We start from the raw sequence: 21,747 nt of genomic DNA, 5'->3' as shown, positions 1-21,747 counted from the left end.
ACCCCGACAGCCGGAGTGGACGGTCCGGCTGCTCCGCGTCGGGCCCGTTCGGCCTCGGAGGGTTCCGCGAGTCAGTCCGCTGCCGCCGGCGAGACTCGGGCTGCCGCCCGGCGTACGCGTACGGCCGCTGAGGGCTCCGCGAGCCAGTCCAGCCCCGGCGAGCCGACTCCTCCGGCCCAGAAGACCGAGCCCGACCGGGGCGACACCAGGCCGGATACGGCCTCGAGCACCCCACGCAGCTCGGACGCGCCCTGGCACCACGCCCGTCCGGCTTTCGACGAACCGGCACCCGAACCGTCGCCCGAAGCAGCGCAGACCCCGGCTCCTCCGGACACCGCGCCCACGCCGGACCCGGCGACCACCCCGAGGCCTGCGGACCGCGACGCGAAGCACACGGACCGCGACGCGAAGCACACGGACCGCGACGCGAAGCACACGGACCGCGACGCGAAGCCCACCGGCAACCCCGGCAGCGCTGACAAGCCCGACAAGCCCGATGACCCCTCAGGAGGCCCGCAGTGAACGACGTGCTCGACGTCGCCCTGCGACTCCTGGTCGTCTTCGTCGTCTTCCTCACCCTCCCTCTGGTCATCGGCCAGACCGAACACAAGGTCATGGCCCATATGCAGGGCCGCCTCGGCCCGATGTACGCCGGCGGCTTCCACGGCTGGGCCCAGCTGATCGCCGACGGCGTGAAGTTCGCGCAGAAGGAGGACGTCGTCCCCGCGGGCGCCGACCGCCGCATCTTTCAACTGGCTCCCGCCGTCGCCCTCCTGCCGTACCTCCTCGTCCTGCTCGCCATTCCCATCGGCCCCGGCGAGGGCGCCGTCGGCCAGGTCATCGACGCGGGCGTCTTCTTCGTCCTGGCCGTCATGGGCGTCGGCGTCCTCGGCTCGCTCATGGCCGGCTGGGCGTCCGCGAACAAGTTCTCCCTGCTCGGTGGCCTGCGTACCGCCGCCCAGCTCCTCGCCTACGAACTGCCGATGCTCCTGACGGCCGCCTCGGTGGCGATGGCGGCCGGCACCGTCTCCCTCCCCGGCATCCTCGACGCCTTCGAGTGGTGGTGGCTGCCCTGGCAGATCGTCGGCGCGATCGTCTTCTTCGTGGCCGGCCTCGCCGAACTCCAGCGCCCTCCCTTCGACATGCCCGTCGCCGACTCGGAGATCATCTTCGGCGCGTACACCGAGTACACCGGCCTCCGCTTCGCTCTCTTCCTCCTGGCCGAGTACGCCGGAATCGTCGTCCTGTGCGGTCTGACCACCGTCCTCTTCCTCGGCGGCTGGCACGGCCCCTGGGGTGCCGACGGTCTCGGCTGGGTCTGGACCCTGCTGAAGACCGCAGTCCTCGCCTTCCTCGTCATCTGGCTGCGCGTCACCTACCCGCGTCTGCGCGAGGACCAGCTCCAGAAGCTGTCCTGGACCCTCCTCGTCCCCCTCTCCCTCGCTCAGATCGCCCTCACCGGCATCGTCAAGGTGGTGATCCAGTAACCATGGCCCCCCTTCCCGGCAGTGGCCTCGCCAAGGGCCTGGCCGTCACCCTCCGCACGATGACGAAGAAGTCCGTCACCGCGCAGTACCCGGACGCCCAGCCCGACCTCCCGCCCCGCACCCGCGGTGTGATCGGCCTGTTCGAGGAGAACTGCACGGTCTGCATGCTGTGCGCCCGCGAGTGTCCGGACTGGTGCATCTACATCGACTCCCACAAGGAGACGGTCCCGCCTGCGGCCCCGGGCGGCCGCGAGCGCAGCCGCAACGTCCTCGACCGCTTCGCCATCGACTTCTCGCTGTGCATGTACTGCGGTATCTGCATCGAGGTCTGTCCTTTCGACGCTCTGTTCTGGTCTCCCGAGTTCGAGTACGCCGAGACCGACATCCGCGACCTCACCCACGAGCGCGACAAGCTCCGCGAGTGGATGTGGACCGTCCCGGCCCCGCCGGCTCTCGACCCCGGCGCGGAGGAGCCGAAGGAACTCGCCGCCGCCCGCAAGGCCGCCGACAAGCTGGCCGCCCAGCAGGCCCCGCCTGCCACCGGCCTCCACGCCGACGAGCAGGCCCGCGCCGCCGAACAGCCCACTCGGCTTCAGGGCGACTCGAAGCAGCAGACCGACCAGCCGGAGCCGGATCGTCCGGAATCGGATAGCCCGGAGTCGGATCGTCCTGAGCAAGGTCGTCCGAGGCCCGGCCGCCCGAAGCCGGGGCAGGAGGGGACGCAATGACCCTCGCCGCAAGCAGTGCCGCCTACCTCGCGACCGGTCACACCACCGGGGCCGCCTCGGAAACCCACGGTTTCCTCTCCCCGACCGGCGTCGAGATCGCCTTTCTCCTCGTCGGTCTGGTGACCTTCGGCGCGGCCCTCGTCACCGTCACGACCAAGCAGCTGGTGCACGCCGCCCTGTGGCTGGTGGTCACCCTCGGCGGTCTTGCCGTCGAGTACCTCCTGCTCACCGCCGAGTTCATCGCCTGGGTACAGGTCCTCATCTACGTCGGTTCCGTCGTCGTCCTCCTCCTGTTCGGTCTCATGCTCACCAGAGCCCCCATCGGTCGCTCCCCGGACGCCGATTCCGGCAACCGCTGGGCCGCCCTCACCGTGGCCGTCGCCGCTGCCGCCGCCCTGGTCTGGGTCGTCGTCGACGCCTTCCGTACGACCTGGATCGACCTGGACGGCCCCGCCGCCGGCTCCACCGAGGCCACCGGCGCGAGCCTCTTCCAGAACTGGGTGCTCCCCTTCGAGGCTCTCTCCGTCCTCCTTCTCGCCGCCCTGGTCGGCGCCATCGTCCTGTCCCGCAAGGCGAAGGCGGAGTCGAGCTCTCCCCCCGTGAACGCCCCGGCCGCCACCAGGAGTTCCCGAACGGTCACGGAGAGTTCAGGGAGTTCCGAGCAGGAAGGGGCCCGCTGATGCACCTCGCCTACCCCGCCGTCCTCTCCGCCCTCCTCTTCTGCACGGGCCTGTACGGCGTCCTCGCCCGCCGTAACGCGATCCTGGTCCTGATGTCGGTCGAGCTGATGCTCAACGCCGTCAACCTCAACCTGGTCGCCTTCGACGTCTGGCTCAGCAGGGCCGCCGAGGAGACCCTGCACTCCGGCCAGGCCCTGACCCTGTTCACCATCGCCATCGCCGCCGCGGAGATCGGCATCGGCCTGGCGATCGTCCTCGCCGTCCACCGCAACCGCGGCACCGCGGACATCGACAAGCTCCGCGACACCGCCGAACAGCACGACCCCGACGGCCCCGACCACGACGCCCTCACGGCCGAGCAGTCCGACGAGGCCCAGAAGGCTGAGGCCACCGCGTGACCACGACCACCCTCGCCGTCCTCGTCCCCCTCCTCCCGTTCCTCGGCGCCGCCGCCGGCCTGCTGCTGGGCCGCACGGCACCCGGCTTCGTCCGCCCGCTCGCCGTCCTCCCGACGCTCACTTCCCTGGTGCTCGCCGCGCTGGTCGCCGTACGCCAGGGCGGCGGCGCCGCCGTCGACTCGGCCACGGAACTCACCCCCACCGGCTCGGTCCCGATCGAACTCGCCCTGCACGTCGACGGCTTCGCCGCCCTCGTCGCCGTGCTGGTCGGCCTGGTCGCCTCCTGCGTGCAGATCTACTCGACGGGCTACCTGCGCGAGGACCCGCGCTACCCCTCCTACGCCGCCCTCGTCTCGCTGTTCACCTCCGCGATGTTCCTGGTCGTCTACTCCGGCGACCTGATCGTGCTGCTGGTCGGCTGGGAGGTCATGGGCATCTGCTCCTACTTCCTGGTCGGCCACTACTGGGAGACCCCCGAGGCCCGCGCCGCCTCCCTCAAGGCCTTCCTGGTCACCAAGCTCGGCGACGTCCCCTTCCTCATCGGCCTGTTCGCCCTGGCCACCGACGCCGGATCGTTCCGCATCACCCGGATCCTGGGCACCGTCGCGAGCGGCGGGCTCGACCACCCGACGCTGATCGCCCTGCTGCTCCTGGCTGGCGTGGCGGGCAAGTCGGCGCAGTTCCCGCTGCACACCTGGCTGCCCGACGCGATGGCGGGCCCGACCCCCGTCTCCGCGCTGATCCACGCCGCGACGATGGTCGCCGCCGGTGTCTACTTCATCGCCCGTCTCCTCCCGGTCTTCGAGGCTTCGCAGGCCGCGATGGTCGTCCTCGCCGTCATGGCCGCCGTCACGATGACCGGCTCGGCGCTCGCCGCGCTCGCCCAGGACGACATCAAGCGCGTCCTCGCCTACTCGACGATCGGCCAGCTCGGCTACATGACCGGCGCCCTCTCCGTCGGCGACCGTGGTGCCGCCGTCTTCCACCTCCTGTCCCACGGCGCCTTCAAGGCGCTGCTGTTCCTCGCGGCCGGCGTGATCATCCACGCCGCCGGCACCAACTCGCTCGCCGCCATGTCCCGCATGCGGAACCTGCGCGACCGCATCCCCGACGCCTACTGGACGATGACCGTGGCGTTGCTCGCGCTCGCCGCGATCCCGCCGTTCAGCGGCTTCTTCTCCAAGGAGGCCGTCCTCGGCGTCGCCGAGCACGTCGTCACCGGACACACCGAACGCGCCCCCGCCGCCGCGGGCTGGGTCGTCCTCGTCGCCGGCCTGCTCACGGCCGTGCTCACCGCCGCCTACGCGATGCGCCTGTGGCTGCTCGCCTTCCGGGGCCGGGGCACCGAAGCCCCCGACCACGGCAGGCAGCCGCTGACGATGACCGTCGTGCTGTGGGTCCTCGCCGTCCCGTCCCTGGCCCTCGGCGGATTCGCTTTTCGCCTGCTGCCCGACTGGTTCGACGGCCGCGACCTCGGCCCCACCCTGACCACCTCCGTGCTCGGCACGGGGCTGGCGCTGGTCGGCGGCATCGTCACCTACGCGGCCTGGCGGCACACCACCGCCCTCGCGGCCCGTGTCCCCCTGGGTGCCGTCGCGGCCCACCCCGAGGGCGACGCCGCCCGGGTCGAGGCGGAAGCCATCACCACCCACGAGCCGGCCTACGGCGACATCGCCTACGCCCCCGACCCCGCCGACCCGGGCCGGCTGCTGCTCGGCCCCCTGCACCGCCACGCGGCCGCCGGTTTCCACCTGGACGCCGTGTACACGGTCCTCTTCGTCCGCCCGGTCCAGGCCGGAGCGAGCCTCGTCCGGTTCCTCGACCGCGAGGTCGTCGAGACCTACGTCCGCGGTGCGGGTGCGCTGCCCCGCTGGCTCGGCGCCGCCGTACGGCGTGCCCAGACCGGCAACGTCCAGACCTATGTGAGCGCGCTGCTCGCCGGCACCGTCGTCCTCGCGGTCGCCGCCGTCCTCGTCGCCACGGGAGCGTGAGCAGGCGTGATCGATATCAACGAGTCCGTGATGCAGTTCCTTCTGGCATTCGTCGTCGTCGGCCCGCTCCTCGGCGCCGTCGCGGCTCTCCTGCCCGCCCCGCCCGGACTGAAGGGGAAGTCACCCGAGCAGGCCGTGCTCCGGCACGGCGTCACCGTCACGGGCGCGGTCCTCGCCGCGGCGATCGTCCTCGCGCTCGGCTTCGACCACGACCAGCCGTCGAAGATGCAGGCCGGCACGGACATCAGCTGGATCCCCGCACTCGACGTGCGCATCCACCTCGGCGTCGACGGCATCTCTCTCCCCCTTCTGGTCCTGACCGCGCTGCTGACCTTCCTCTGCGCGCTCTACTCGTACTTCAAGATGCCCGAAGGCCCGAGCCCGAAGGCCTTCGTGGCCCTGCTGCTCGTCCTCGAGGGCGGCACGCTCGCGACCTTCGCCGTCCTCGACCTGCTGCTGTTCTTCCTCGCCTTCGAGATGGTCCTCATCCCGATGTACTTCCTCATCGCCCGCTGGGGCGGCGAGGACCGGAGCCGGGCCGCCTGGCGATTCATCCTCTACACGCTGCTCGGATCCGTGGTCATGCTGCTCGGCCTGCTCCTGATCGGGATCAAGGCGGGCACGTTCGACATGATGGCACTCGCCACTGACAACGGCCGGTCACTCACCGCATCCGTGCAGGTCATCGCCGTTCTGGCGATCGGGATCGGGCTCGCGGTGAAAACGCCGATGTGGCCGCTGCACAGCTGGCTGCCCGATGCCCACACCGCCGCGCCCACCGTCGGCTCGGTCCTCCTGGCCGGCGTGCTGCTCAAGATGGGTACGTACGGATTCGTCCGGATCCTGCTCCCCATCGCGCCGGACGGTTTCCGTACCTTCGCGCCCTACCTCGCCGCCCTGGCCGTCGTCGGCATCATCTACGGCTCCCTGGCCTGCCTGGCCCTCGCCAAGCAAGGGGCGAAGGGCGACCTCAAGCGCCTCATCGCCTACTCGTCCGTCGGCCACATGGGCTTCGTCCTGCTCGGCATCGCCACGATGACCCCGACCGGCGTGAACGGCGCCCTGTTCGCCAACATCGCCCACGGCCTCATCACCGGCCTGCTCTTCTTCCTGGTCGGCGCCGTGAAGGACCGCACCGGCACCACCGACCTCGACACCCTCGCCGAGGAGACCGGCGCCGCCCTCTACGGCAAGGCCCCGCGCCTGGGCGGTCTGCTCGCGTTCGCCGCCGTCGCCTCGCTCGGCCTGCCGGGCCTGGCCGGTTTCTGGGGCGAGATGCTGGCCCTGTTCGGCGCGTTCCGGCCCGCCGAAGGCCTCAACCGTGCGGCCTTCCTCACGTTCATGGCGATCGGCGCGTTCGGCACGCTGCTGACCGCCGCGTACCTGCTGATCGTGGTCCGCCGGGTCTGCATGGGAGCACTGCCCCAGGACGCACCGAAACTCACCGACGTCCGCTCCTACGAGTTCGCGGCGTGGACCCCGCTCGTCGCCCTCACCGTCGTCGCGGGTCTGTGGCCCAGGGCCCTCCTCGGCCTGAGCGACCCGGCCGTCCAGCAGATGCTTGCAGGAGGCACCCGATGAGCTCCCCGGCCCAGCCCCTGGCGGCCTCGCTGGTCCAGTCCGTCGACTGGCTCGCCATCGCTCCGCCCACCATCGCGGCGGTCGTCGGACTCGTCGTCCTGGTCGCCGACCTGTTTGTCGCCGAGCACCGCAAGGCCCTGCTCGGCTGGACGTCGGTGGCGGGACTGGCCGCCGCCACGGCGATGCTGCTGCCCCTCCTCGACGGCGACCGCAACACCTTCTGCCTGACCGGCGACGCCACCGTGTGCAGTTACACGGCCGACCGCTTCACGCTGGTCATCCAGTTCCTGGTTCTCGGCGGCGCCCTGCTCGCCGCCCTCCTGTCGGTCACCGCCCTGAAGGACGCCCGCAAGGACCTTCCCGAGGGCGAGTACTGGTTCCTGCTGCTGTCCTCCGCGGCCGGCGCCGCCCTGCTGCCGGCCTCCCGCGACCTCGCGACCCTGATCGTCGCCCTGGAGGTCGCCTCGCTGCCCGCCTTCGCGCTGGTCGGCCTCAGGTACGGCGACCGGAAGTCCTCAGAAGCGGCCCTGAAGTTCTTCCTGTCCTCGGTCACCGCGACCGCGGTCAGCCTGATGGGCATCAGCTTCGTGTACGCCACCACGGGCACCCTCTACCTCACCCAGGTCGCCGACCGCATCCAGGACGTCGACGCGCAGTTCCACACCCTCGCCCAGACCGGCGTGGTCCTCACCCTCGTCGGCTTCGCCTTCAAGACGGCCGCCGTGCCCTTCCACTTCTGGGTGCCCGACACCTACGTAGGGGCGCCCCTGCCGATCGCGGCCTACCTGTCGGTCATCGGCAAGGCGGTCGGCTTCAGCGGCCTCATCCTCGTCACGGTCGTGGCCCTCCCCTCGTACGCCGACGTCTGGGGCCCCGCCCTGGCAGCCCTGGCCGCGCTCACCATGACCGTGGGCAACGCCGGAGCCCTGCGCCAGCAGGCCACGCGCGCGTACAGCGCGGTACGCCTGCTCGCCTGGTCCTCCGTCGGCCAGGCCGGCTACCTCCTGGTGCCGATCGCCGCCGCCGCGTACTCCGGGGACGCCGAGAAGTCGATCGGCTCGACCGTCGCCTACGCGCTCATGTACGGCGCCGTGAACCTCGGCGCCTTCGCCGTGGCCGCGCTCGTCGGCCGCACGAAGGTCCTCAACCGAGTCGCCGACTACCGCGGCCTGTACGCCTCCAGCCCCCTGTCCGCGCTGCTCCTGGCGTTCTTCCTGCTCTGCCTCGCCGGGCTGCCACCGGGCATCATCGGTCTGTTCGCCAAGGTCACCGTCTTCTCCGCGGCCGTCGACGCCGGCCTCGGCTGGCTGGCCGTGGTCATGGCCGTCAACGTCGTCGTCGCGCTGTTCTACTACCTCCAGTGGACGGCCCTGCTGTTCCGCGCACCCGAGGGGGAACCCGAGAAGCATCGCGTCCCCGGCCCGGTCACCGCCGCGATCGCTGTGACCGGTGTCCTCGGCATCGCCCTGTCCGGCGCACCCCAGCTGGTCCTGCGCTTCACCGACACCGGACTCTTCTGAAACTCGTTCCGGGCACAGCCGACCCTCGAAGGATCCGGCCGTTCACACCGGTCGCTTACACCGCGCGCGTGCGGGCACTCGCCCCCACGCGCGCGTGCCGTCGCCCGGTGCCGTCACCCGGACGGCCCACACCGGCCGCCGCACGCACCAGGGAACTCGAGCCTCTCGCCTGGCGTTGACCAGTACGGGAGGGTCCACTGGACGTGACGACGCGGCACCAGTGGCACCGCAGACACAGCAAGCAAGGGTCCCCTGCCGCACCACTAGGAGGGCGTACCGTGCACCGCCGGCACAACGGGCTCAGGACAGCGATCCTCCTGGGAGGACTGTCCGCACTCATCATCGTCATCGGCAGCTTCTTCGGCCGCATGGGGCTCGTCATCGCCGTCCTGGTAGCACTGGCCACCAACGCGTACGCGTACTGGAACAGCGACAAACTGGCACTGCGCGCGATGCGTGCCCGCCCGGTCAGCGAGTTCGAGGCCCCTGCGCTCTACCGCATGGTCCGTGAGCTCTCCACCCAGGCCCGCCAGCCCATGCCGCGCCTGTACATCTCCCCGACGGAGGCACCCAACGCCTTCGCCACGGGCCGCAACCCGCGCAACGCCGCCGTGTGCTGCACCGACGGCATTCTGCGACTGCTGGACGAGCGGGAGCTGCGCGGCGTCATCGGTCACGAACTCAGCCATGTCTACAACCGCGACATCCTCATCTCTTCGGTCGCCGGTGCCCTCGCCTCCGTCATCATGTTCCTGGTCAACTTCGCCTGGCTGATCCCCATCGGACGCTCGGACGACGACGACGGGCCCGGTCTGCTCGGCATGCTGCTGATCATGATCTTGGGTCCGCTCGCCGCCTCACTCATCCAACTCGCCATCAGCCGCTCCCGCGAGTACCAGGCGGACGCCTCCGGCGCCCAGCTCACCGGAGACCCGCTCGCCCTGGCCAGCGCCCTGCGCAAGCTCGAACTCGGCACGAAGCAGCTCCCGCTGCCGCCCGAACCGCGGATCGAGACCGCCAGCCACATGATGATCGCGAACCCGTTCCGGCCCGGCCAGGGACTCTCGAAGATGTTCTCCACGCACCCGCCGATGGCGGAACGGATCGCCCGGCTCGAGAAGATGGCAGGTGGGAACCAGTGAGGACCATACTCAACGTCATATGGCTCGTCCTGAGCGGCTTCTGGCTGTTCCTCGCCTACATGCTCGCGGGCCTGCTGCTCTGCATCACCATCATCGGCATCCCGTTCGGCATCGCGGCCTTCCGGATCGGGGTCTACGCCCTCTGGCCCTTCGGGTACACGACGATCGAGCGCCATGACGCGGGCGCGCCGTCCTGCGTGGGGAACGTGCTGTGGCTGGTGCTGGCGGGCTGGTGGCTCGCCCTCGGCCACATCACCACCGGCATCGCCCTGTGCCTCACGATCATCGGTATCCCGCTGGGCATCGCCAACTTCAAGCTCATCCCGGTCTCGCTGTTCCCGCTCGGCCGCGACATCGTGCGGACGGACGAGCCGTTCGCGGTGCGCTGACGGAGGGACGCCGACACTTCGTCAGTCCACAGGACAGGGTTATCCACAGGCCGGCCCGGCTGTCGGCGGCGGCCTGCATCATGAACCCATGACCGCGACCGAGCAGTTGCCGCCCCGAGTGACGGACACGCCCCACAACACGCCCACGAGAAAACGCACTCCGCGCCCCCGGCCACCCGTCCAGCCAGCAGGCCGCCCGCCCTAGCCCTTCCCTGCCCCGGCCTGCATCCACCGCCGCACCGCGTACGCGACCGCCCCGACCGCCAGCACCCCCGCGCCCACCACCACCGACACCCCGGGCAGCGAGAACGCCAGCACCACGCACCCGGCGAGCCCCACCGCAGGCACCACCCGTGCCGCCGGCGCCGAAGACAGCGTCCAGGCCGACGCATTGGCCACGGCGTAATACGCCAGCACACCGAAGGAGGAGAACCCGATCGCACCCCGGACGTCCACCGTGGCGGCCAGGACCGCGACCACCGCACCCACGGCCAGCTCAGCCCGGTGAGGCACCTGGAACCGCGGATGCACGGCGGCCAGCACCGCCGGGAGATGCCGGTCCCGTGCCATGGCGAGCGTGGTCCGCGACACCCCCAGGATCAGCGCGAGCAGCGAGCCCAGTGCGGCCACCGCCGCACCGGTCCGCACCACCGGCACCAGCCAGGGCGCCCCCGCCGCACGCACCGCGTCGGCCAGCGGCGCCGGCGCGTCCCCGAGAGCAACCGGCCCCAGTACGGAAAGGACAGCCACCGCCACACACACGTAGACCACCAGCGAGATCCCCAGCGCCAGCGGAATCGCGCGCGGAATGGTGCGTGCCGGATCCCGCACCTCCTCGCCGAGGGTCGCGATCCGGGCGTACCCGGCGAAGGCGAAGAACAGCAGACCGGCCGCCTGCAAGACCCCGTCCGCCCCGCCCGAGGCCCCGATGTCCAGCCGCCCGGCATCGGCCTCACCCGACGTCAGACACACCACCACCACGGAAGCGAGTACAGCCAGGACCAGCGCCACGATCAGCCGCGTCAGCCACGCCGACTTCTGGACACCGCCATAATTCACAGCGGTCAGCGCCACCACGGCCGCCACCGCCACCGCGTGCGCCTGCTCCGGCCAGACGTACGTCCCCACGGTGAGCGCCATCGCCGCACAGGAGGCCGTCTTCCCGACCACGAACGACCAGCCGGCGAGATACCCCCAGAACCGCCCGAGCCGTTCCCTCCCGTACACGTACGTGCCGCCCGAGGCCGGGTACAAGGCGGCGAGGCGTGCCGACGACATGGCGTTGCAGTACGCGACCACGGCGGCCACGGCGAGCCCGAGAAGCAGCCCGGTGCCGGCGGCGTGCGCGGCCGGCGCGAGAGCGGCGAAGATCCCGGCTCCCACCATCGAGCCGAGTCCGATGACGACGGCATCGCCCACGCCGAGGGTGCGGAGCAGGTTGGGACCGGAGGCTGTCATGCGTCGCACCCTACTGATCCGTGCAACCGGCGGATGCGGACGGAACGTCCTCCCCACCAACACGGCGTGAACGTGCGTGGCGATGAGGCCGCGCCGGGGACGCAGGACGTACGACGCACGGCCCCGGCCCGCCGAAAGCAAGATCACACGGCCGGGACAGTGCGGGCACAGCGTGAAAGGGCAGGTTCACGGCATGACCATCATCAGCTGGATCATTCTGGGATTGCTGGCCGGGGCCATCGCGAAGTTCCTGCTGCCGGGGCGCGACCCGGGCGGTCTCATCGGCACGACCCTGATCGGCATCGCGGGCGCATTCATCGGCGGCTGGATATCGGCCCGCTGGATGGATCACCCGATCAGCAAGAGCTTCTACGACGGTGCGACGTGGGCGGCGGCGATCGGCGGATCGCTCGTCCTCCTGATCGCCTACCGCCTCCTGTTCGGCAACTCGCGCGACTGACCGCGCGTCCCCGACGCCGCCCGGCAGACGAAACGAAGGGCGGGCACCGGTGGTGCCCACCCTTCCCGTATCCGTGCGGGCGGCAGCCCGGGTGACCGGACCTACCGGTAGTTCACGTACCGTCCGCCTGATCGTCTGACCTGCACGTTAACCCTGAAAGGGGGGTTGACGTGCAGAAACTACTCTCTGCTATTCCCGCTTCATCTCAGCGTATTTGGGCCTCGTGTGCCCTCAGTGTGCCCGCTGCCCCACGCGGGCCCCCGACTCCGCTCGTCTGCCTCCGCAGACAGAGCGGCGCCGCCCGGTGATCTCACCCACCGAACGGCGCCTTGATCCAGACCCTTCCTGATCAAGGAGTCCAGACCCATGCAGGACCGTACCCCGGACGGGCCCGTGCGCGAGTTGCTCGCGGCCGTCCTCGAAGCACTCGACATCCCCCACCCGGCGACCACCGGCGGTGCCGAGGCACACGACCGTTTGTTGAACGACCGCGTCACCCATGTGGTGGTCGCCCTCCGCTCCGTCCTGGACGACGAGCCGCTGATGGACGTCGAGTGGACGACCGCCTACCTGCGCGAGCAGCTGGCCAAGCACCCGGTGGCGGGCTACGTCACCGTCAACCAGGCGCAGGCCGCCCTTGCCGCTGGCAAGAGCTGGTCAGAGGCCATCACCCTCCCCGCTGGGGAGGGCCAGTGAAGCGGGACCCCCTGCTCTGGGTCGCCACGGCGGCCGTGCTCATCGTCCTCGCCTCCGCTGAGTACGAGCTGGCCCGCGCGTGCGGCTTCGGCACGTACGTCGCGGCCGGCGTGCCCGCGGCCCTGGACGTGTACGCCCTCGCCGCCCTGCGCGCTCGCCGTGACGTCCTCGCGGTCGTCCTCACCCTGATCGCAGTGAACGCCGCTTCCCACCTCGTCGAGGTCGGCCTACTGCCCGTGTCGGTGCCGCTCGTCGTCGCCGTGTCGGCGGTCGCCCCGCTCGTCCTGTGGCGCGTCCATCGGCTCTCCGAGCTCCCGGCGGAACCGGCGGCGGAACCAGTTCCGGCCGTGGCGGAACCGGCCCCGGACCCGGCGGAACCGATCACCGTGGAGCGTGAGCCCGCGCCGGTCGACGTGGTCCCCGTCGGGCCTGTACTCGGCCCCTGGACGCCCTTGGCGGAACTCGCGGGCGGAACAGGCGGAACTGCGGCCGGAACCGGCCCTGACCTGCTCGGCGATCACTTCGCGGCTGTACGCAAAGCCATCGGGGAGGCCCCGGCGGAACCGGCAACGGAACCAGTTCCGCCCGCAGTTCCGCCGAGCGGAACCGGCGCGGCCGACATCGTCTCCGAGGACACCGCGAACACCACCTTCGAGCGGCGCGTAGCCACCGTGCGGAACTGGCTCCAGGCCGAACCGGAACTCACCGGAACCGAGATCGGCAACCGGCTCGGCGTCTCCGACGGCTACGGCCGGCGCCTGCTGCGCACCGCCCGGGACGGCTCGTGATCCCCGCCGCCTGCTTCGCGCTCGCCGCCCTCGCGGCCCTCGTCGGCCTCGCCTTGGTCGACACCCGCACCGTGCCCCCCGTGAGCGGCACGTGCGCCCTGATCCTCACCCTCGCCGCGCTCGGCGTGGCCGTGTACCGCTGAAGGACACCACCCATGAACTACGTCACCTATGGCGGCGTCACCATCGGCCTGTGCCTGCTCGCCCACCAGCTGTTCACGTGGTGGCCCGGACGTAAGGCCCTCACAAAGGACCCCGCCCGGCACGCCGCCGAGCTGCTGCCGTTCCTGCTGTCCTGGTCCTACGGCTGCCTGACCACCCTCGGCGTCGGCGGCCTGATCGGCACCGCGTCCAGCGCCGTCCTCGGCATCTCCAACTGGCTCGGCGACGCGGCCCTCGTCTGGGGCGTCGGAGGCAACGTCGGCCAACTGGCCGCGCGCGGGACGTTCCTGCCCCTCACCGGCCCCGGCGTGACCATCGTCCTGGTGCTCACCGTGTGCGTGGTCGTCTCGGCGAAGAAGTCCAGCCGCGGCGGCGACATCAAGCGCGGCGCCTGGTGCGGCATCACCCTCGGCACGTCCGCCGGCGTCGCCGGGTTCGCCGCGGTGCCCCTCGCGCAGGCCGCCAACTGGCTCGGCGGCACGGTCTACGGGGCGCTGTGATGGCGGCCCGGGACGAGGTCGAGGAGCCCTCGCGGGTGGCCGGGGCCGTGGTCCTGGTCGCCCTGGGCGGCGGCGCCCTGGCCGTCTTGTTCGCCCTCGCGGTGGAGGCCGGTGTGCTCGCGGTCTGGGTGGCCGCAGTGGTCGCCGTGTGGTGGTCCGCCCGCCGCCGGGTGTCCGATTCGTCCGCCACTCCCCCACCGCAACCGGACCGCCCCTCCTGCCGTGAATGTGCAGGTCACGAACTCGTAGAAGTCACCCCTTCTGAAACCCAGAAGGGGATGTTGATCTACAAGTCGGCGCCTCCCGACCGACCGAACCACACGCACATTCACATGGTTCAGGGGGAGGTGAACGCGCGATGATCCGTCGACTCCTCGCCGCCGCGTACGACTATTGCGCGAAGTGCGGCTGGTGGGTGCAGAACTGCCCGCACCAGTAGCCCACTTCACTACGGTTGTAGTGCCCGCCCATGGCAACGGCCCCCGGTGCTCGATCCCCGGGGGCCGTTGCTCGTTCTGTGCCCGTCTCGCGGGCTACTGCTGGTCAGGCTTCGGCGGGATGACGAACCCCCGCACGGGCCTTGGCTGCGGGTCACGGGATTCCGGCTGCTGCGCACGCTTCCACGCTGCGACCATCTCCGAGTACCGCGGGTCAATCCATTCGGACACGGCGCCTCCCTTCACGGGCAGGCTATGCCACGCCGGGCTTCTTCGGCTTCGGCTGCACGACGATCGTGCACTCCGGGGCGTGCTGGCACTTCGCAGCCACCGACACCAGCGTCTCGTCCGACGGCGGCCCCCACAGCTCCGCATCCGCCTCCCAACCGAGTTCCGCGATCTTCTCGCGGGTCCGGTCCAGGATCGGCGGGTCGTAGTTGGTGGGGTCGTAGCCCGGGAAGTGGTGCACGAAGCCGCCGAGGGACTCGCACAACTCGGCGTACATCGCCGTGTGCAGGATCAGGGAGTGCCAGCCCTCGTCCACGATGCGCGACGGGGCCAGGCCGACGCCGGGATTCTTCGCGCACGCCGCAACGAACTTGAGGGCCTCGTCGACGATGCGGCCGGCCAACTCCTCGGACATGTCCGGGTTGGCGTCCATCACCGTGCCGCGGACGCTGGCGAACCGCTCGTCGGTGATGAGCATGCGGGCGAGCCCGGGCAGTGCGTCGGGAGGCGTCGGGCCGGGGCCGGGGTTCGGAGGTACGCTCACGTGATCTCCTTCGCTTGTAGCGGATGGGGATGGCCCCGCCCGGGCCGGGGTTCTTCGCAGGATTCACCGGCCGGGCGGGGAGTCTTCGGGTTACGGGCGGGGCCCCTGGCGGATCAGCCGGTACAGCACCCGCCCGGTCTCGCAGCGGGCCGCGTCGTCGGTGCACTGCTCGCACATCGGGGCGTGCTCGAAGAGGCTGCGGTGTGCCCAGGCGGCTGCGCAGCGCTGGCAGGCGCGAGGGAACCAGCTGCCTGCGGGTGACTTCTGTTCGCCGAGGTCTACGGCCGTCTCGGCGTTCAATGGTCCGTCCTCGCACCAGACGCAGCGGGCGCCGCGTAGTTGGTCCTCGGTCGCGTCCGCGGCGGCCGGCAGAAGCAGGGCGGCTACCACGCTGGTGGGCACTTCGAGTAAGGCTCTGGGCGATCCTGACGGCTGGGGTGCTGCGGCGATACGGTGCGTCACGTCGACTCCTTGCAGTCGGCCAGCCCCGGGGCCGTTCGCGCGGTCGCCGGGGCGCTGTGTCACGGATCACGTTCGCGTGGTTACTCAGGGCGCGCGACGACACAGGGGGCGTCATAGCGGCGACATGCGGGGCGTCATTCCGGTGTCATTCCGAGCGTGATCGGGCTACCGTCGAACGCATGGCCACTCCAAACGGAACCCTCCGAGCGGTCCGCATGGGCCTGCTCATGTCCCAAGACGAATTCGCCCGCGCGATCCGACAGGCAGGCGACCAGGCGGGCGCCCCGAACGACGCCTCCAAGCGGCTCGTTCAGCGCTGGGAGTCGGGCACCACCACCGCTCCCCGCCCGGTGTACGCGCGCGCCCTCGAAGCCGTCACGGGCCTGCCCATCGAGGCCCTCGGCTTTCCCCCGGTCACCCTCGCCCGCATCGCCGACGACGGGCACGGCGGCCACGACCTCCAGGACTCACCCCTGGGCGTGCCCGTCGCCAACGGCTCACCGACCCCACAGACGGCACCCCGCGGGAACTACTCGGGAATCTGGCTCAGCACCTACGAGTACGTCTCCAGCGGGCGCGGGAACCAGGTCTTCACCGGCAAGCACCACGTCGTCCTGCTCCAACACGGCAACCGGCTCACCGGGCGCAGCCTGCCCGGCGCGTCGCTGAACCCGGACAGCCCGCTCACGCTCGACCTCCAGGTGGACGGCAGCACGGTCACCGGCACCTGGACCGAGCAGACGGCCAGTGAGGGTTACTACCGCGGCGCCCGGTACTTCGGCGCGCTCCAGATGCTCGCCGAACCCACCGGCCGGCGCATGGCCGGGAAGTGGGTGGGCTTCGGCAAGGAGTTCGACGTGAACACCGGCCCATGGGAGCTGCGGCTCCTGGACTCGTCCACGGACAAGGGCACGCTGGCCTCGTACAACCGCCCGCCCGAGTAGGCCCGATCACGACGACACGGCAACGCCCGGCCCTCGATGGAGGCGCCGGGCGCTGGAGGCTGAGCTGGCTACTGCGCGGGAGGTAGATCCTCGGGCCGGATGTAGTCACCGAACCCGTGCACTCGCCAGTACCCGTCTGACGGGCGCCATTGCATCGTGATGATGTGTGCGCTCACCAGCACATCACCATCCGATGTGACCGTTTGGCCTGGTTCGTCCAGTGAGACGACCTTGGCGTATCGCACGTCGGGTTCGCCGGTGGCTGGGGCGTCGGCACGGGTCGCCAGCCCTCGGTTGCCGATCATCTCCCGCGCTTGCGTGAAGTCCCCCCACGCGTCCCAGGACTCCGGGGTGCAGAGTTGGCGCAACGCGTTGAGGTTCGGCCCGTCGTCGGCCGTGACGGAGTTGTAGAAGGCGAATGCGACAGCCATGGGGTTGGTGGGGTCGTTCAGGTCGCCCGCATCTGCTGCTGCGGCGTCGTCCTCGGCAGGTACCAGACCCTGACCGCTCGGCTGATCATCTTCGGGTAGTTCTCTCATGTTCCTACCCTGCACGCCGATGACCCGTTTGGCCCCGCGGACGCCGAGGTTCAGGCTCGGCGCTGCGACGGTGCGTGTGCGACAGGGTCAGAAGGTAGTGCCGTCCGGACCGAGGATCGGGCCCTGGGCGAGCTGCGCCTCCTGCTGCGCCATCCGGGCGGCCACCGCGGCCCCGAGACCTGTCTCCGCGGGTCGCTGTCCGCTGAGCATGGTCTCCGCATGGTCCAGGAGCGGGGTAAGGCCAGCCACGGCCGCGCGCGCCTCGTACTTGGCCGTCAGGTTCACCGGGCCCCTCTCGGACGCCAGACGGGCCGTGTGCTGCTCGATACGCGCGCGGACCTGGTCCACGGTCTCGCTGTTCCCGCCGCGTGCCCGCACCCATGTGGGCAGTTCGTCGTGCAGGGCGAACAGGGTTTCCAGGTCGGTCGTCTCCTCGATCATCTGACTCACGGCGACGCCGGCCTCCAGCAGCGACCGGGACCGCGCCCACGCGGCCTGACGTCCGAGCATGCCCTCCACTCCGGGCGCCGGCTCGGGCCATGCAGCCTCCACGGTGCGGATGACGTCGGCCTCGGCGGCCCGGACGCGGGCACGCAGGCCACGCAGCGCCGTCATGGCCTGCTCGGACAGGTCCGTAGTGCGCTCGCGCAGGCGGTTGGTGCGGCCCTCCTCGGCCAGATCGCGGTCATTGGCCAGCTGGTCACGGAACTGGGTTACCGCGGCTTCGTGGCGAGCGGTGAGGGAGCGCAGCTCGGCGGCGGCCCCGTTCAGGGTCTCCAGCGCGGACGAGATCGCCGAGTTGGCGAAGAGCGTGGTCACGATGCCTCCAGGGCACGGGCGAGGGTCTCAAGGGCTTCGGTCAGGTGGCTCGGGCAAGCCCGGATCGTGGGCTGCCGGGCGTCGAGAGCGGCGGCCAGAGGCCACACCGCGGTCACGTCGAACTGCTGCCGGTCGCCTGCCTCGTGCGGGCCTGAGCACTTGTTGACGCTGCTGGAGGCCGCAGGGGCGACGAGCCGTACCGCGGCGTCCAGGCAGGCCGTGCAGACGTGCCCGTGGGGCAGGGGCAGGACCAGACGGTGAAGGCCGCGATCGGCCCCGCACACGCAGCAGCGGGCGCGCGGTACGCCGGGCCAGACGCGGCGACTGATCACGCTGTCCTGCATGCGGTGCCTCCCGTGGTGCGGTAGTGGTCGAGGCTGGCCCGATCGACGAGCCACAGACGGCTGTTCACGCGCCGGCCCCGGAGGCGTCCGGACTCCAGGAGCGTCCGTATCCATCGGGGCCGGCACCCCATGAGGAGCGCGGCCTCTGCGACCGTGATCTCTACGGTGGGGTGATCGGCGGTGCGGCTTCCGACGTCGGCACGGTCGCGGGCGTGTGCCTGCTGCGCAGCCTCGTACAGCTGGTGCAGGAGTCGGCGGGCGCCCGGGCCGATCACGGCGCCGTTCGTCCGGGCCTGGGTCGCGGCTCCGACGACGAGCGTGCGCAACACTTCGCCGGCCAGTTCGGGCGGAATCACGACCGACCCGTCCCGCCGCAGCAGACGGGAGACGGCCGGGTTAGGCGGCGTCGTCATCGTCGGGAGCCGAGGTGCGGCGGCCAGACGGCCGCTGGTCCAGCCGGGCGAGGATGCCGGCCGCGCGAGGGTCACCGCGGCGGGCGGCGGGCCGCAGCTGCGCCCTGATCTTGTCCTCCTGCGCCTTCAACGCGGCCTGATGGCGGGCGCTGGTGCTCTCGGCGGCCTCGGCATCGGCGGCGAGCCTGCCGAGCGTCTCGGCGGCCTCCCTCACGATCCGCTCCACCTCGGGCATCAGCTTCGGATCGTGGCGGCCGGCCTCGCGGTAGAGACGGGCGACCGCGCGACGGAAGCGCGTATTCGCGGCGTCCAGCTGGTCACGGCCGGGGTAGTGGGGCCTGCGGGTCGGGGCGTCGGGCATGGGGTTCTCCTCGTACATGTGCGCGGGCGTCACGCGCGGGGGCAGCGGAACCGGATACGCGGGCCGGTCAGGGGTTGTCTGGGGGGTCTTGCTGGTCTCGTCTGGCGGCCTGGTTGCGGAGCTTCTGTGCGTGGCGTCGGGCGAGGCCGCGGCGTCGTGCTGCGGCGAGGTCGTCGCGGCGCTTCTGGGCGGCCTGGACGCGCACCTTGGCGGCGGCGATGCGGGCCTGTATCTGCTGCTCGACGTGGGACGTGGGGTCGGCCATCGGTGCTCCTGAGGCTCAGGGACCTCACGGATCCCCCCTATAAGGGGGGTGGGGATCGTGAGGGTCCGGCGCGTGAGGGTGCGTGAGGGGCTGCGTGAGGCTGTGAGCTGCGAGATTTCCCGCAGCGTGAGGGGTCGTGAGGGTGGCGTGGGGGGTCACGGCGATTTCGCTGCGTGAGGGTCGGCGTGAGCCTGGTAGTACCGGGCGGGATCACCCGGCGCTGCGGGCTCGACCCGTACGAGGTGGCCAGAGGTGACCAGCTTGTCCAGACGGCGCCGAGCCTTCTCCCGCTGAGCGGCGGTGGGCTTCTTGGTCTCGAAGACGGCTTCAGCGGCGGCAGCGGCCGTAACGCCGTGCACGCCCCCGAGGCGGGCCATCTCCAGCAGATCCGCCGCGTGCCGGACGCGGGTCGTCCCTGCGCCGTGGTCGTGGACGAGCTGGAGTGGCCCCACCTCGTCCATGGGCTGCTTGAGGTGGCGGAACGACACGACCGGGTCGCCCGCTTCACCCCACAGCAGGACCACGGAACCCGCGCCCGAGGTGATCCACGTCGACCCGTAGATGTCGGCCATCGTGTTCGGGGCGGCGCCGTTGGAGCCACGCTTGACGACGTGGTGCAGCTCCAGCACCTGGACGCCGGCGGCGAGGGCCTTCTGTCGGGCGCGGTTGTACCCGGCGCCCACGGCATCGTCGGAGAGCCCGACCGCGGCGTCCTTCAGCGAGTCGAGGACCACGGTGTCGGCCCCGACCCGGTCGCACATCGCGGCGAGGATGTCCGTGCGCTGGGCGAGGTCGTACGGCGGCGGCCCCTCCCACACGACCAGGTGGTCATTGAGGTACGCGGGGTCGTCCGCGGCGAAGATGCGGTGTCCGGCACGGCGGGTCTGCGAGGGGCGGTCCATGGCGAGCAGCAGCACGCGGCGCCCCGGTACGACGGGGAAGCCGAGGACGTCACCCTGAAGCCCGAGGCGAGCGCGGACCAGTTGGTGGGCAACCGTGGTCTTACCCACACCCTGTGGAGCGGCGATGAGCAGCGCTTCGCCCTCGGCCCACAGGACGTCACCGCCGTGCCCCCAGACGGCCGGCGGGATCTCCGGAACGTCCTGGAAGAACGCCCCGCCCGTCTTGAACGAGGGCAGGGCGTCGGCGGCCGGCGCAGCGGGCGGCGCGGTGTCGCCCGGCTGAACGTCGCTCCAGTCGATGCCGTCGGCTGGAGCGACGGGCGCCCCCGACCCCGTGCCGTGCCCAAGAGGGGCACGCACATGGGCAGGCGGCGGGGGCACGGCGTACGAAGTCACGCGCTGGTCTCCATGGTCAGGTACTTGCCGGGCTGGCCGGGGACCGCGATCGGCGGCCACCCCGGCGTCGGCGTGAGCTTGTGCGGCGGCCGGGTGCGCATCGTCCCCGCGTGAGCGGCACGGACTTCGGCGGCCGTCTGAAGGACGTTCAGGGCCTGCGTCTGCGCGTCGGAGTAGATCCGTTCGACGTGCATGCGGTGCAGCTCGGCGGCCTCCAGCGTGGCGACGTACACCCGCGGGTCGTCCGACGGAAGCTGAAGCCATTCGACGCTGCCGTACTCGGGCCAGTCACCCACCCGGAGCGCCTCCACCTGAGCGCACGCCCGCATGTGAGTGATCTGCCCTGCCGTGGCGTTCGGCGGGACGGCGTGCAGGCGTACCCGCCCGGCCGTGTTGGCCAGGCGGGTACGGGCGGAGCGGCCGGTCACGCGCCGGCCTCGCGGGCCACGGGCCACTCGGAGACGGCGGGCCACGGAAGGCCGGCCGCCTCCCTCATGGCCTCGTCGGAGCAGCACGGTCCGCAGATCTCGATCTCACGGTCCGGGGTGGCCCGGGACTTGCCGGGGAGGTCCATCTTGTTCCGGCACCGCGGGCAGTCCGGGTACTCGGCGGCGACCGCGTCGAGGTGGGCGTCGACGTCGGCCTCGTAGTCGTCCGTGGCGATCTCGTCGGCCACGTCGCACAGCACCTCCAGCCGGGCCGCGAAGTCGCGCATCTCCCGCGCGATCTCCCGCGCCTTCGCCGGGGACACCGTGCCGGTCGACGTGCCGTACATCAGCCACAGCTGGGTGAACCGACCCTCCACCGCCGTGCCGGGCCGGAACATCCCGTCTTCCTGCAAGGGCTCCGAGGGCTTCCAGTTGGTGACGACGACCTCGGCGCCGAGCAGCGGCACGGCCGCGTTCTCGTCGGGGGTGTGCTCGTCGTCGATGTCCCGCATGGCCGACTCGATCGGGGCCGTGCGGTGGGCGCCGAGGCCCTCGTCGTACGAGAGGGTCTGCTGCGGCACGGTGAGCAGGCCAGCGGGCTCGGCGGCCTGGGCGACGATGGCCGGGAGGTGGCCGTTCGTGCCGAGGGCGACGGGCGGGATCATGGCGTGCTGCTGCATACTGG

The 21,747-nt window shown here is 71.2% G+C and carries 28 protein-coding genes; 16 read left to right on the top strand and 12 right to left on the bottom strand.

Translation table 11 applies throughout. From position 1 onward, the window contains the following. The first annotated feature begins 518 nt into the window (after positions 1–518). From AB0937_RS08640 to AB0937_RS08600, 9 genes are all read left to right on the top strand, one after another. Positions 519–1,487 (top strand): complex I subunit 1 family protein, encoded by a 969-nt coding sequence (locus AB0937_RS08640; RefSeq protein ID WP_366710434.1) that lies wholly within the window; start codon positions 519–521, stop codon positions 1,485–1,487. Between the two features lie 2 nt (positions 1,488–1,489). Further along, positions 1,490–2,215 carry a 4Fe-4S binding protein gene (locus AB0937_RS08635; RefSeq protein WP_366710433.1) on the top strand — a complete coding sequence of 242 codons (726 nt, stop codon included), beginning with the start codon at positions 1,490–1,492 and terminating at the stop codon, positions 2,213–2,215. Next, positions 2,212–2,895, top strand: coding sequence for an NADH-quinone oxidoreductase subunit J (locus tag AB0937_RS08630; protein WP_366710432.1), 684 nt, complete (start codon positions 2,212–2,214; stop codon positions 2,893–2,895). Before AB0937_RS08635 ends, AB0937_RS08630 begins: the two co-directional genes overlap by 4 nt. Next, positions 2,895–3,293, top strand: coding sequence for an NADH-quinone oxidoreductase subunit NuoK (gene nuoK / locus AB0937_RS08625; protein ID WP_366710431.1), 399 nt, complete (start codon positions 2,895–2,897; stop codon positions 3,291–3,293). The genes AB0937_RS08630 and nuoK overlap by 1 nt, the downstream gene beginning before the upstream one ends. Then, complete coding sequence (locus AB0937_RS08620) at positions 3,290–5,284, top strand: NADH-quinone oxidoreductase subunit L (protein WP_366710430.1); 1,995 nt, start codon at positions 3,290–3,292, stop codon at positions 5,282–5,284. Before nuoK ends, AB0937_RS08620 begins: the two co-directional genes overlap by 4 nt. Positions 5,285–5,290: 6 nt before the next feature. Beyond that, on the top strand, positions 5,291–6,865 hold the full coding sequence (locus AB0937_RS08615; protein WP_366710429.1) for an NADH-quinone oxidoreductase subunit M: 1,575 nt from the start codon (positions 5,291–5,293) through the stop codon (positions 6,863–6,865). Further along, positions 6,862–8,385 carry an NADH-quinone oxidoreductase subunit N gene (locus tag AB0937_RS08610; protein ID WP_366710428.1) on the top strand — a complete coding sequence of 508 codons (1,524 nt, stop codon included), beginning with the start codon at positions 6,862–6,864 and terminating at the stop codon, positions 8,383–8,385. Before AB0937_RS08615 ends, AB0937_RS08610 begins: the two co-directional genes overlap by 4 nt. 278 nt (positions 8,386–8,663) lie before the next feature. After that, positions 8,664–9,527, top strand: a complete 864-nt coding sequence (htpX, locus tag AB0937_RS08605) for a zinc metalloprotease HtpX (RefSeq protein ID WP_030839782.1) — start codon at positions 8,664–8,666, stop codon at positions 9,525–9,527. After that, on the top strand, positions 9,524–9,916 hold the full coding sequence (locus tag AB0937_RS08600) for a YccF domain-containing protein (RefSeq protein ID WP_366710427.1): 393 nt from the start codon (positions 9,524–9,526) through the stop codon (positions 9,914–9,916). The genes htpX and AB0937_RS08600 overlap by 4 nt, the downstream gene beginning before the upstream one ends. A gap of 201 nt (positions 9,917–10,117) precedes the next feature. On the opposite strand, the gene AB0937_RS08595 is transcribed toward AB0937_RS08600, so the two are convergent. Beyond that, positions 10,118–11,374, bottom strand: coding sequence for an APC family permease (locus AB0937_RS08595; RefSeq protein ID WP_366710426.1), 1,257 nt, complete (start codon positions 11,372–11,374; stop codon positions 10,118–10,120). 193 nt (positions 11,375–11,567) lie between these two features. Here AB0937_RS08595 and AB0937_RS08590 point away from each other — a divergent pair, with 193 nt between their 5' ends. The 6 genes from AB0937_RS08590 (at position 11,568) to AB0937_RS08565 (ending at position 14,342) form a co-directional block, all read left to right on the top strand. Continuing rightward, positions 11,568–11,834, top strand: coding sequence for a GlsB/YeaQ/YmgE family stress response membrane protein (locus AB0937_RS08590; RefSeq protein ID WP_366710424.1), 267 nt, complete (start codon positions 11,568–11,570; stop codon positions 11,832–11,834). A gap of 366 nt (positions 11,835–12,200) precedes the next feature. After that, positions 12,201–12,530 carry a hypothetical protein gene (locus tag AB0937_RS08585; RefSeq protein ID WP_366710423.1) on the top strand — a complete coding sequence of 110 codons (330 nt, stop codon included), beginning with the start codon at positions 12,201–12,203 and terminating at the stop codon, positions 12,528–12,530. Further along, a complete protein-coding gene (locus AB0937_RS08580) occupies positions 12,527–13,318 on the top strand; it encodes a hypothetical protein (RefSeq protein ID WP_366710422.1) in 792 nt (263 codons plus the stop codon). The genes AB0937_RS08585 and AB0937_RS08580 overlap by 4 nt, the downstream gene beginning before the upstream one ends. Beyond that, positions 13,315–13,461: a hypothetical protein gene (locus AB0937_RS08575; RefSeq protein WP_366710421.1), complete on the top strand. Its 147-nt coding sequence runs from the start codon at positions 13,315–13,317 to the stop codon at positions 13,459–13,461. The genes AB0937_RS08580 and AB0937_RS08575 overlap by 4 nt, the downstream gene beginning before the upstream one ends. Before the next feature lie 12 nt (positions 13,462–13,473). Next, the gene (locus AB0937_RS08570; RefSeq protein ID WP_366710419.1) at positions 13,474–13,980 is read left to right on the top strand and encodes a hypothetical protein; all 507 of its coding nucleotides are present in this window, start codon (positions 13,474–13,476) and stop codon (positions 13,978–13,980) included. Further along, complete coding sequence (locus AB0937_RS08565; RefSeq protein ID WP_366710418.1) at positions 13,980–14,342, top strand: hypothetical protein; 363 nt, start codon at positions 13,980–13,982, stop codon at positions 14,340–14,342. The genes AB0937_RS08570 and AB0937_RS08565 overlap by 1 nt, the downstream gene beginning before the upstream one ends. A 328-nt stretch (positions 14,343–14,670) precedes the next feature. Here the strand turns inward: AB0937_RS08565 and AB0937_RS08560 are convergent, their stop codons facing one another. Together AB0937_RS08560 and AB0937_RS08555 are read right to left on the bottom strand one after the other, a co-directional pair. After that, a complete protein-coding gene (locus tag AB0937_RS08560) occupies positions 14,671–15,123 on the bottom strand; it encodes a hypothetical protein (protein WP_366710658.1) in 453 nt (150 codons plus the stop codon). A gap of 156 nt (positions 15,124–15,279) precedes the next feature. Then, complete coding sequence (locus AB0937_RS08555; protein ID WP_366710417.1) at positions 15,280–15,591, bottom strand: hypothetical protein; 312 nt, start codon at positions 15,589–15,591, stop codon at positions 15,280–15,282. A 239-nt stretch (positions 15,592–15,830) separates the two neighbouring features. Here AB0937_RS08555 and AB0937_RS08550 point away from each other — a divergent pair, with 239 nt between their 5' ends. After that, entirely contained in the window at positions 15,831–16,595 is a 765-nt protein-coding gene (locus AB0937_RS08550; protein ID WP_366710416.1) for a helix-turn-helix transcriptional regulator, read from the top strand. Between the two features lie 68 nt (positions 16,596–16,663). Here the strand turns inward: AB0937_RS08550 and AB0937_RS08545 are convergent, their stop codons facing one another. The 9 genes from AB0937_RS08545 to AB0937_RS08505 form a co-directional block, all read right to left on the bottom strand. Continuing rightward, positions 16,664–17,134: a hypothetical protein gene (locus tag AB0937_RS08545; RefSeq protein ID WP_366710414.1), complete on the bottom strand. Its 471-nt coding sequence runs from the start codon at positions 17,132–17,134 to the stop codon at positions 16,664–16,666. An 87-nt stretch (positions 17,135–17,221) separates the two neighbouring features. Then, on the bottom strand, positions 17,222–17,953 hold the full coding sequence (locus AB0937_RS08540; protein WP_366710413.1) for a hypothetical protein: 732 nt from the start codon (positions 17,951–17,953) through the stop codon (positions 17,222–17,224). Beyond that, entirely contained in the window at positions 17,950–18,297 is a 348-nt protein-coding gene (locus AB0937_RS08535; RefSeq protein ID WP_366710411.1) for a hypothetical protein, read from the bottom strand. Before AB0937_RS08535 ends, AB0937_RS08540 begins: the two co-directional genes overlap by 4 nt. After that, positions 18,282–18,710, bottom strand: coding sequence for a helix-turn-helix domain-containing protein (locus tag AB0937_RS08530; protein ID WP_366710409.1), 429 nt, complete (start codon positions 18,708–18,710; stop codon positions 18,282–18,284). The genes AB0937_RS08535 and AB0937_RS08530 overlap by 16 nt, the downstream gene beginning before the upstream one ends. Further along, positions 18,694–19,071, bottom strand: coding sequence for a hypothetical protein (locus AB0937_RS08525; RefSeq protein WP_366710408.1), 378 nt, complete (start codon positions 19,069–19,071; stop codon positions 18,694–18,696). Before AB0937_RS08525 ends, AB0937_RS08530 begins: the two co-directional genes overlap by 17 nt. A 67-nt stretch (positions 19,072–19,138) precedes the next feature. After that, positions 19,139–19,336: a hypothetical protein gene (locus tag AB0937_RS08520; RefSeq protein ID WP_366710406.1), complete on the bottom strand. Its 198-nt coding sequence runs from the start codon at positions 19,334–19,336 to the stop codon at positions 19,139–19,141. A 155-nt stretch (positions 19,337–19,491) separates the two neighbouring features. Then, positions 19,492–20,634 (bottom strand): AAA family ATPase, encoded by a 1,143-nt coding sequence (locus AB0937_RS08515; RefSeq protein ID WP_366710404.1) that lies wholly within the window; start codon positions 20,632–20,634, stop codon positions 19,492–19,494. After that, a complete protein-coding gene (locus AB0937_RS08510) occupies positions 20,631–21,062 on the bottom strand; it encodes a DUF2742 domain-containing protein (RefSeq protein WP_366710403.1) in 432 nt (143 codons plus the stop codon). The genes AB0937_RS08515 and AB0937_RS08510 overlap by 4 nt, the downstream gene beginning before the upstream one ends. Further along, positions 21,059–21,742, bottom strand: coding sequence for a hypothetical protein (locus AB0937_RS08505; RefSeq protein ID WP_366710402.1), 684 nt, complete (start codon positions 21,740–21,742; stop codon positions 21,059–21,061). Before AB0937_RS08505 ends, AB0937_RS08510 begins: the two co-directional genes overlap by 4 nt. Between the last annotated feature and the right edge of the window lie 5 nt (positions 21,743–21,747).

Origin of the sequence: Streptomyces sp. NPDC047880 (assembly GCF_040706515.1) — a bacterium.
Classification (GTDB): Bacteria; Actinomycetota; Actinomycetes; order Streptomycetales; family Streptomycetaceae; genus Streptomyces.
This window is presented reverse-complemented; position numbering and strand designations above follow the sequence as displayed.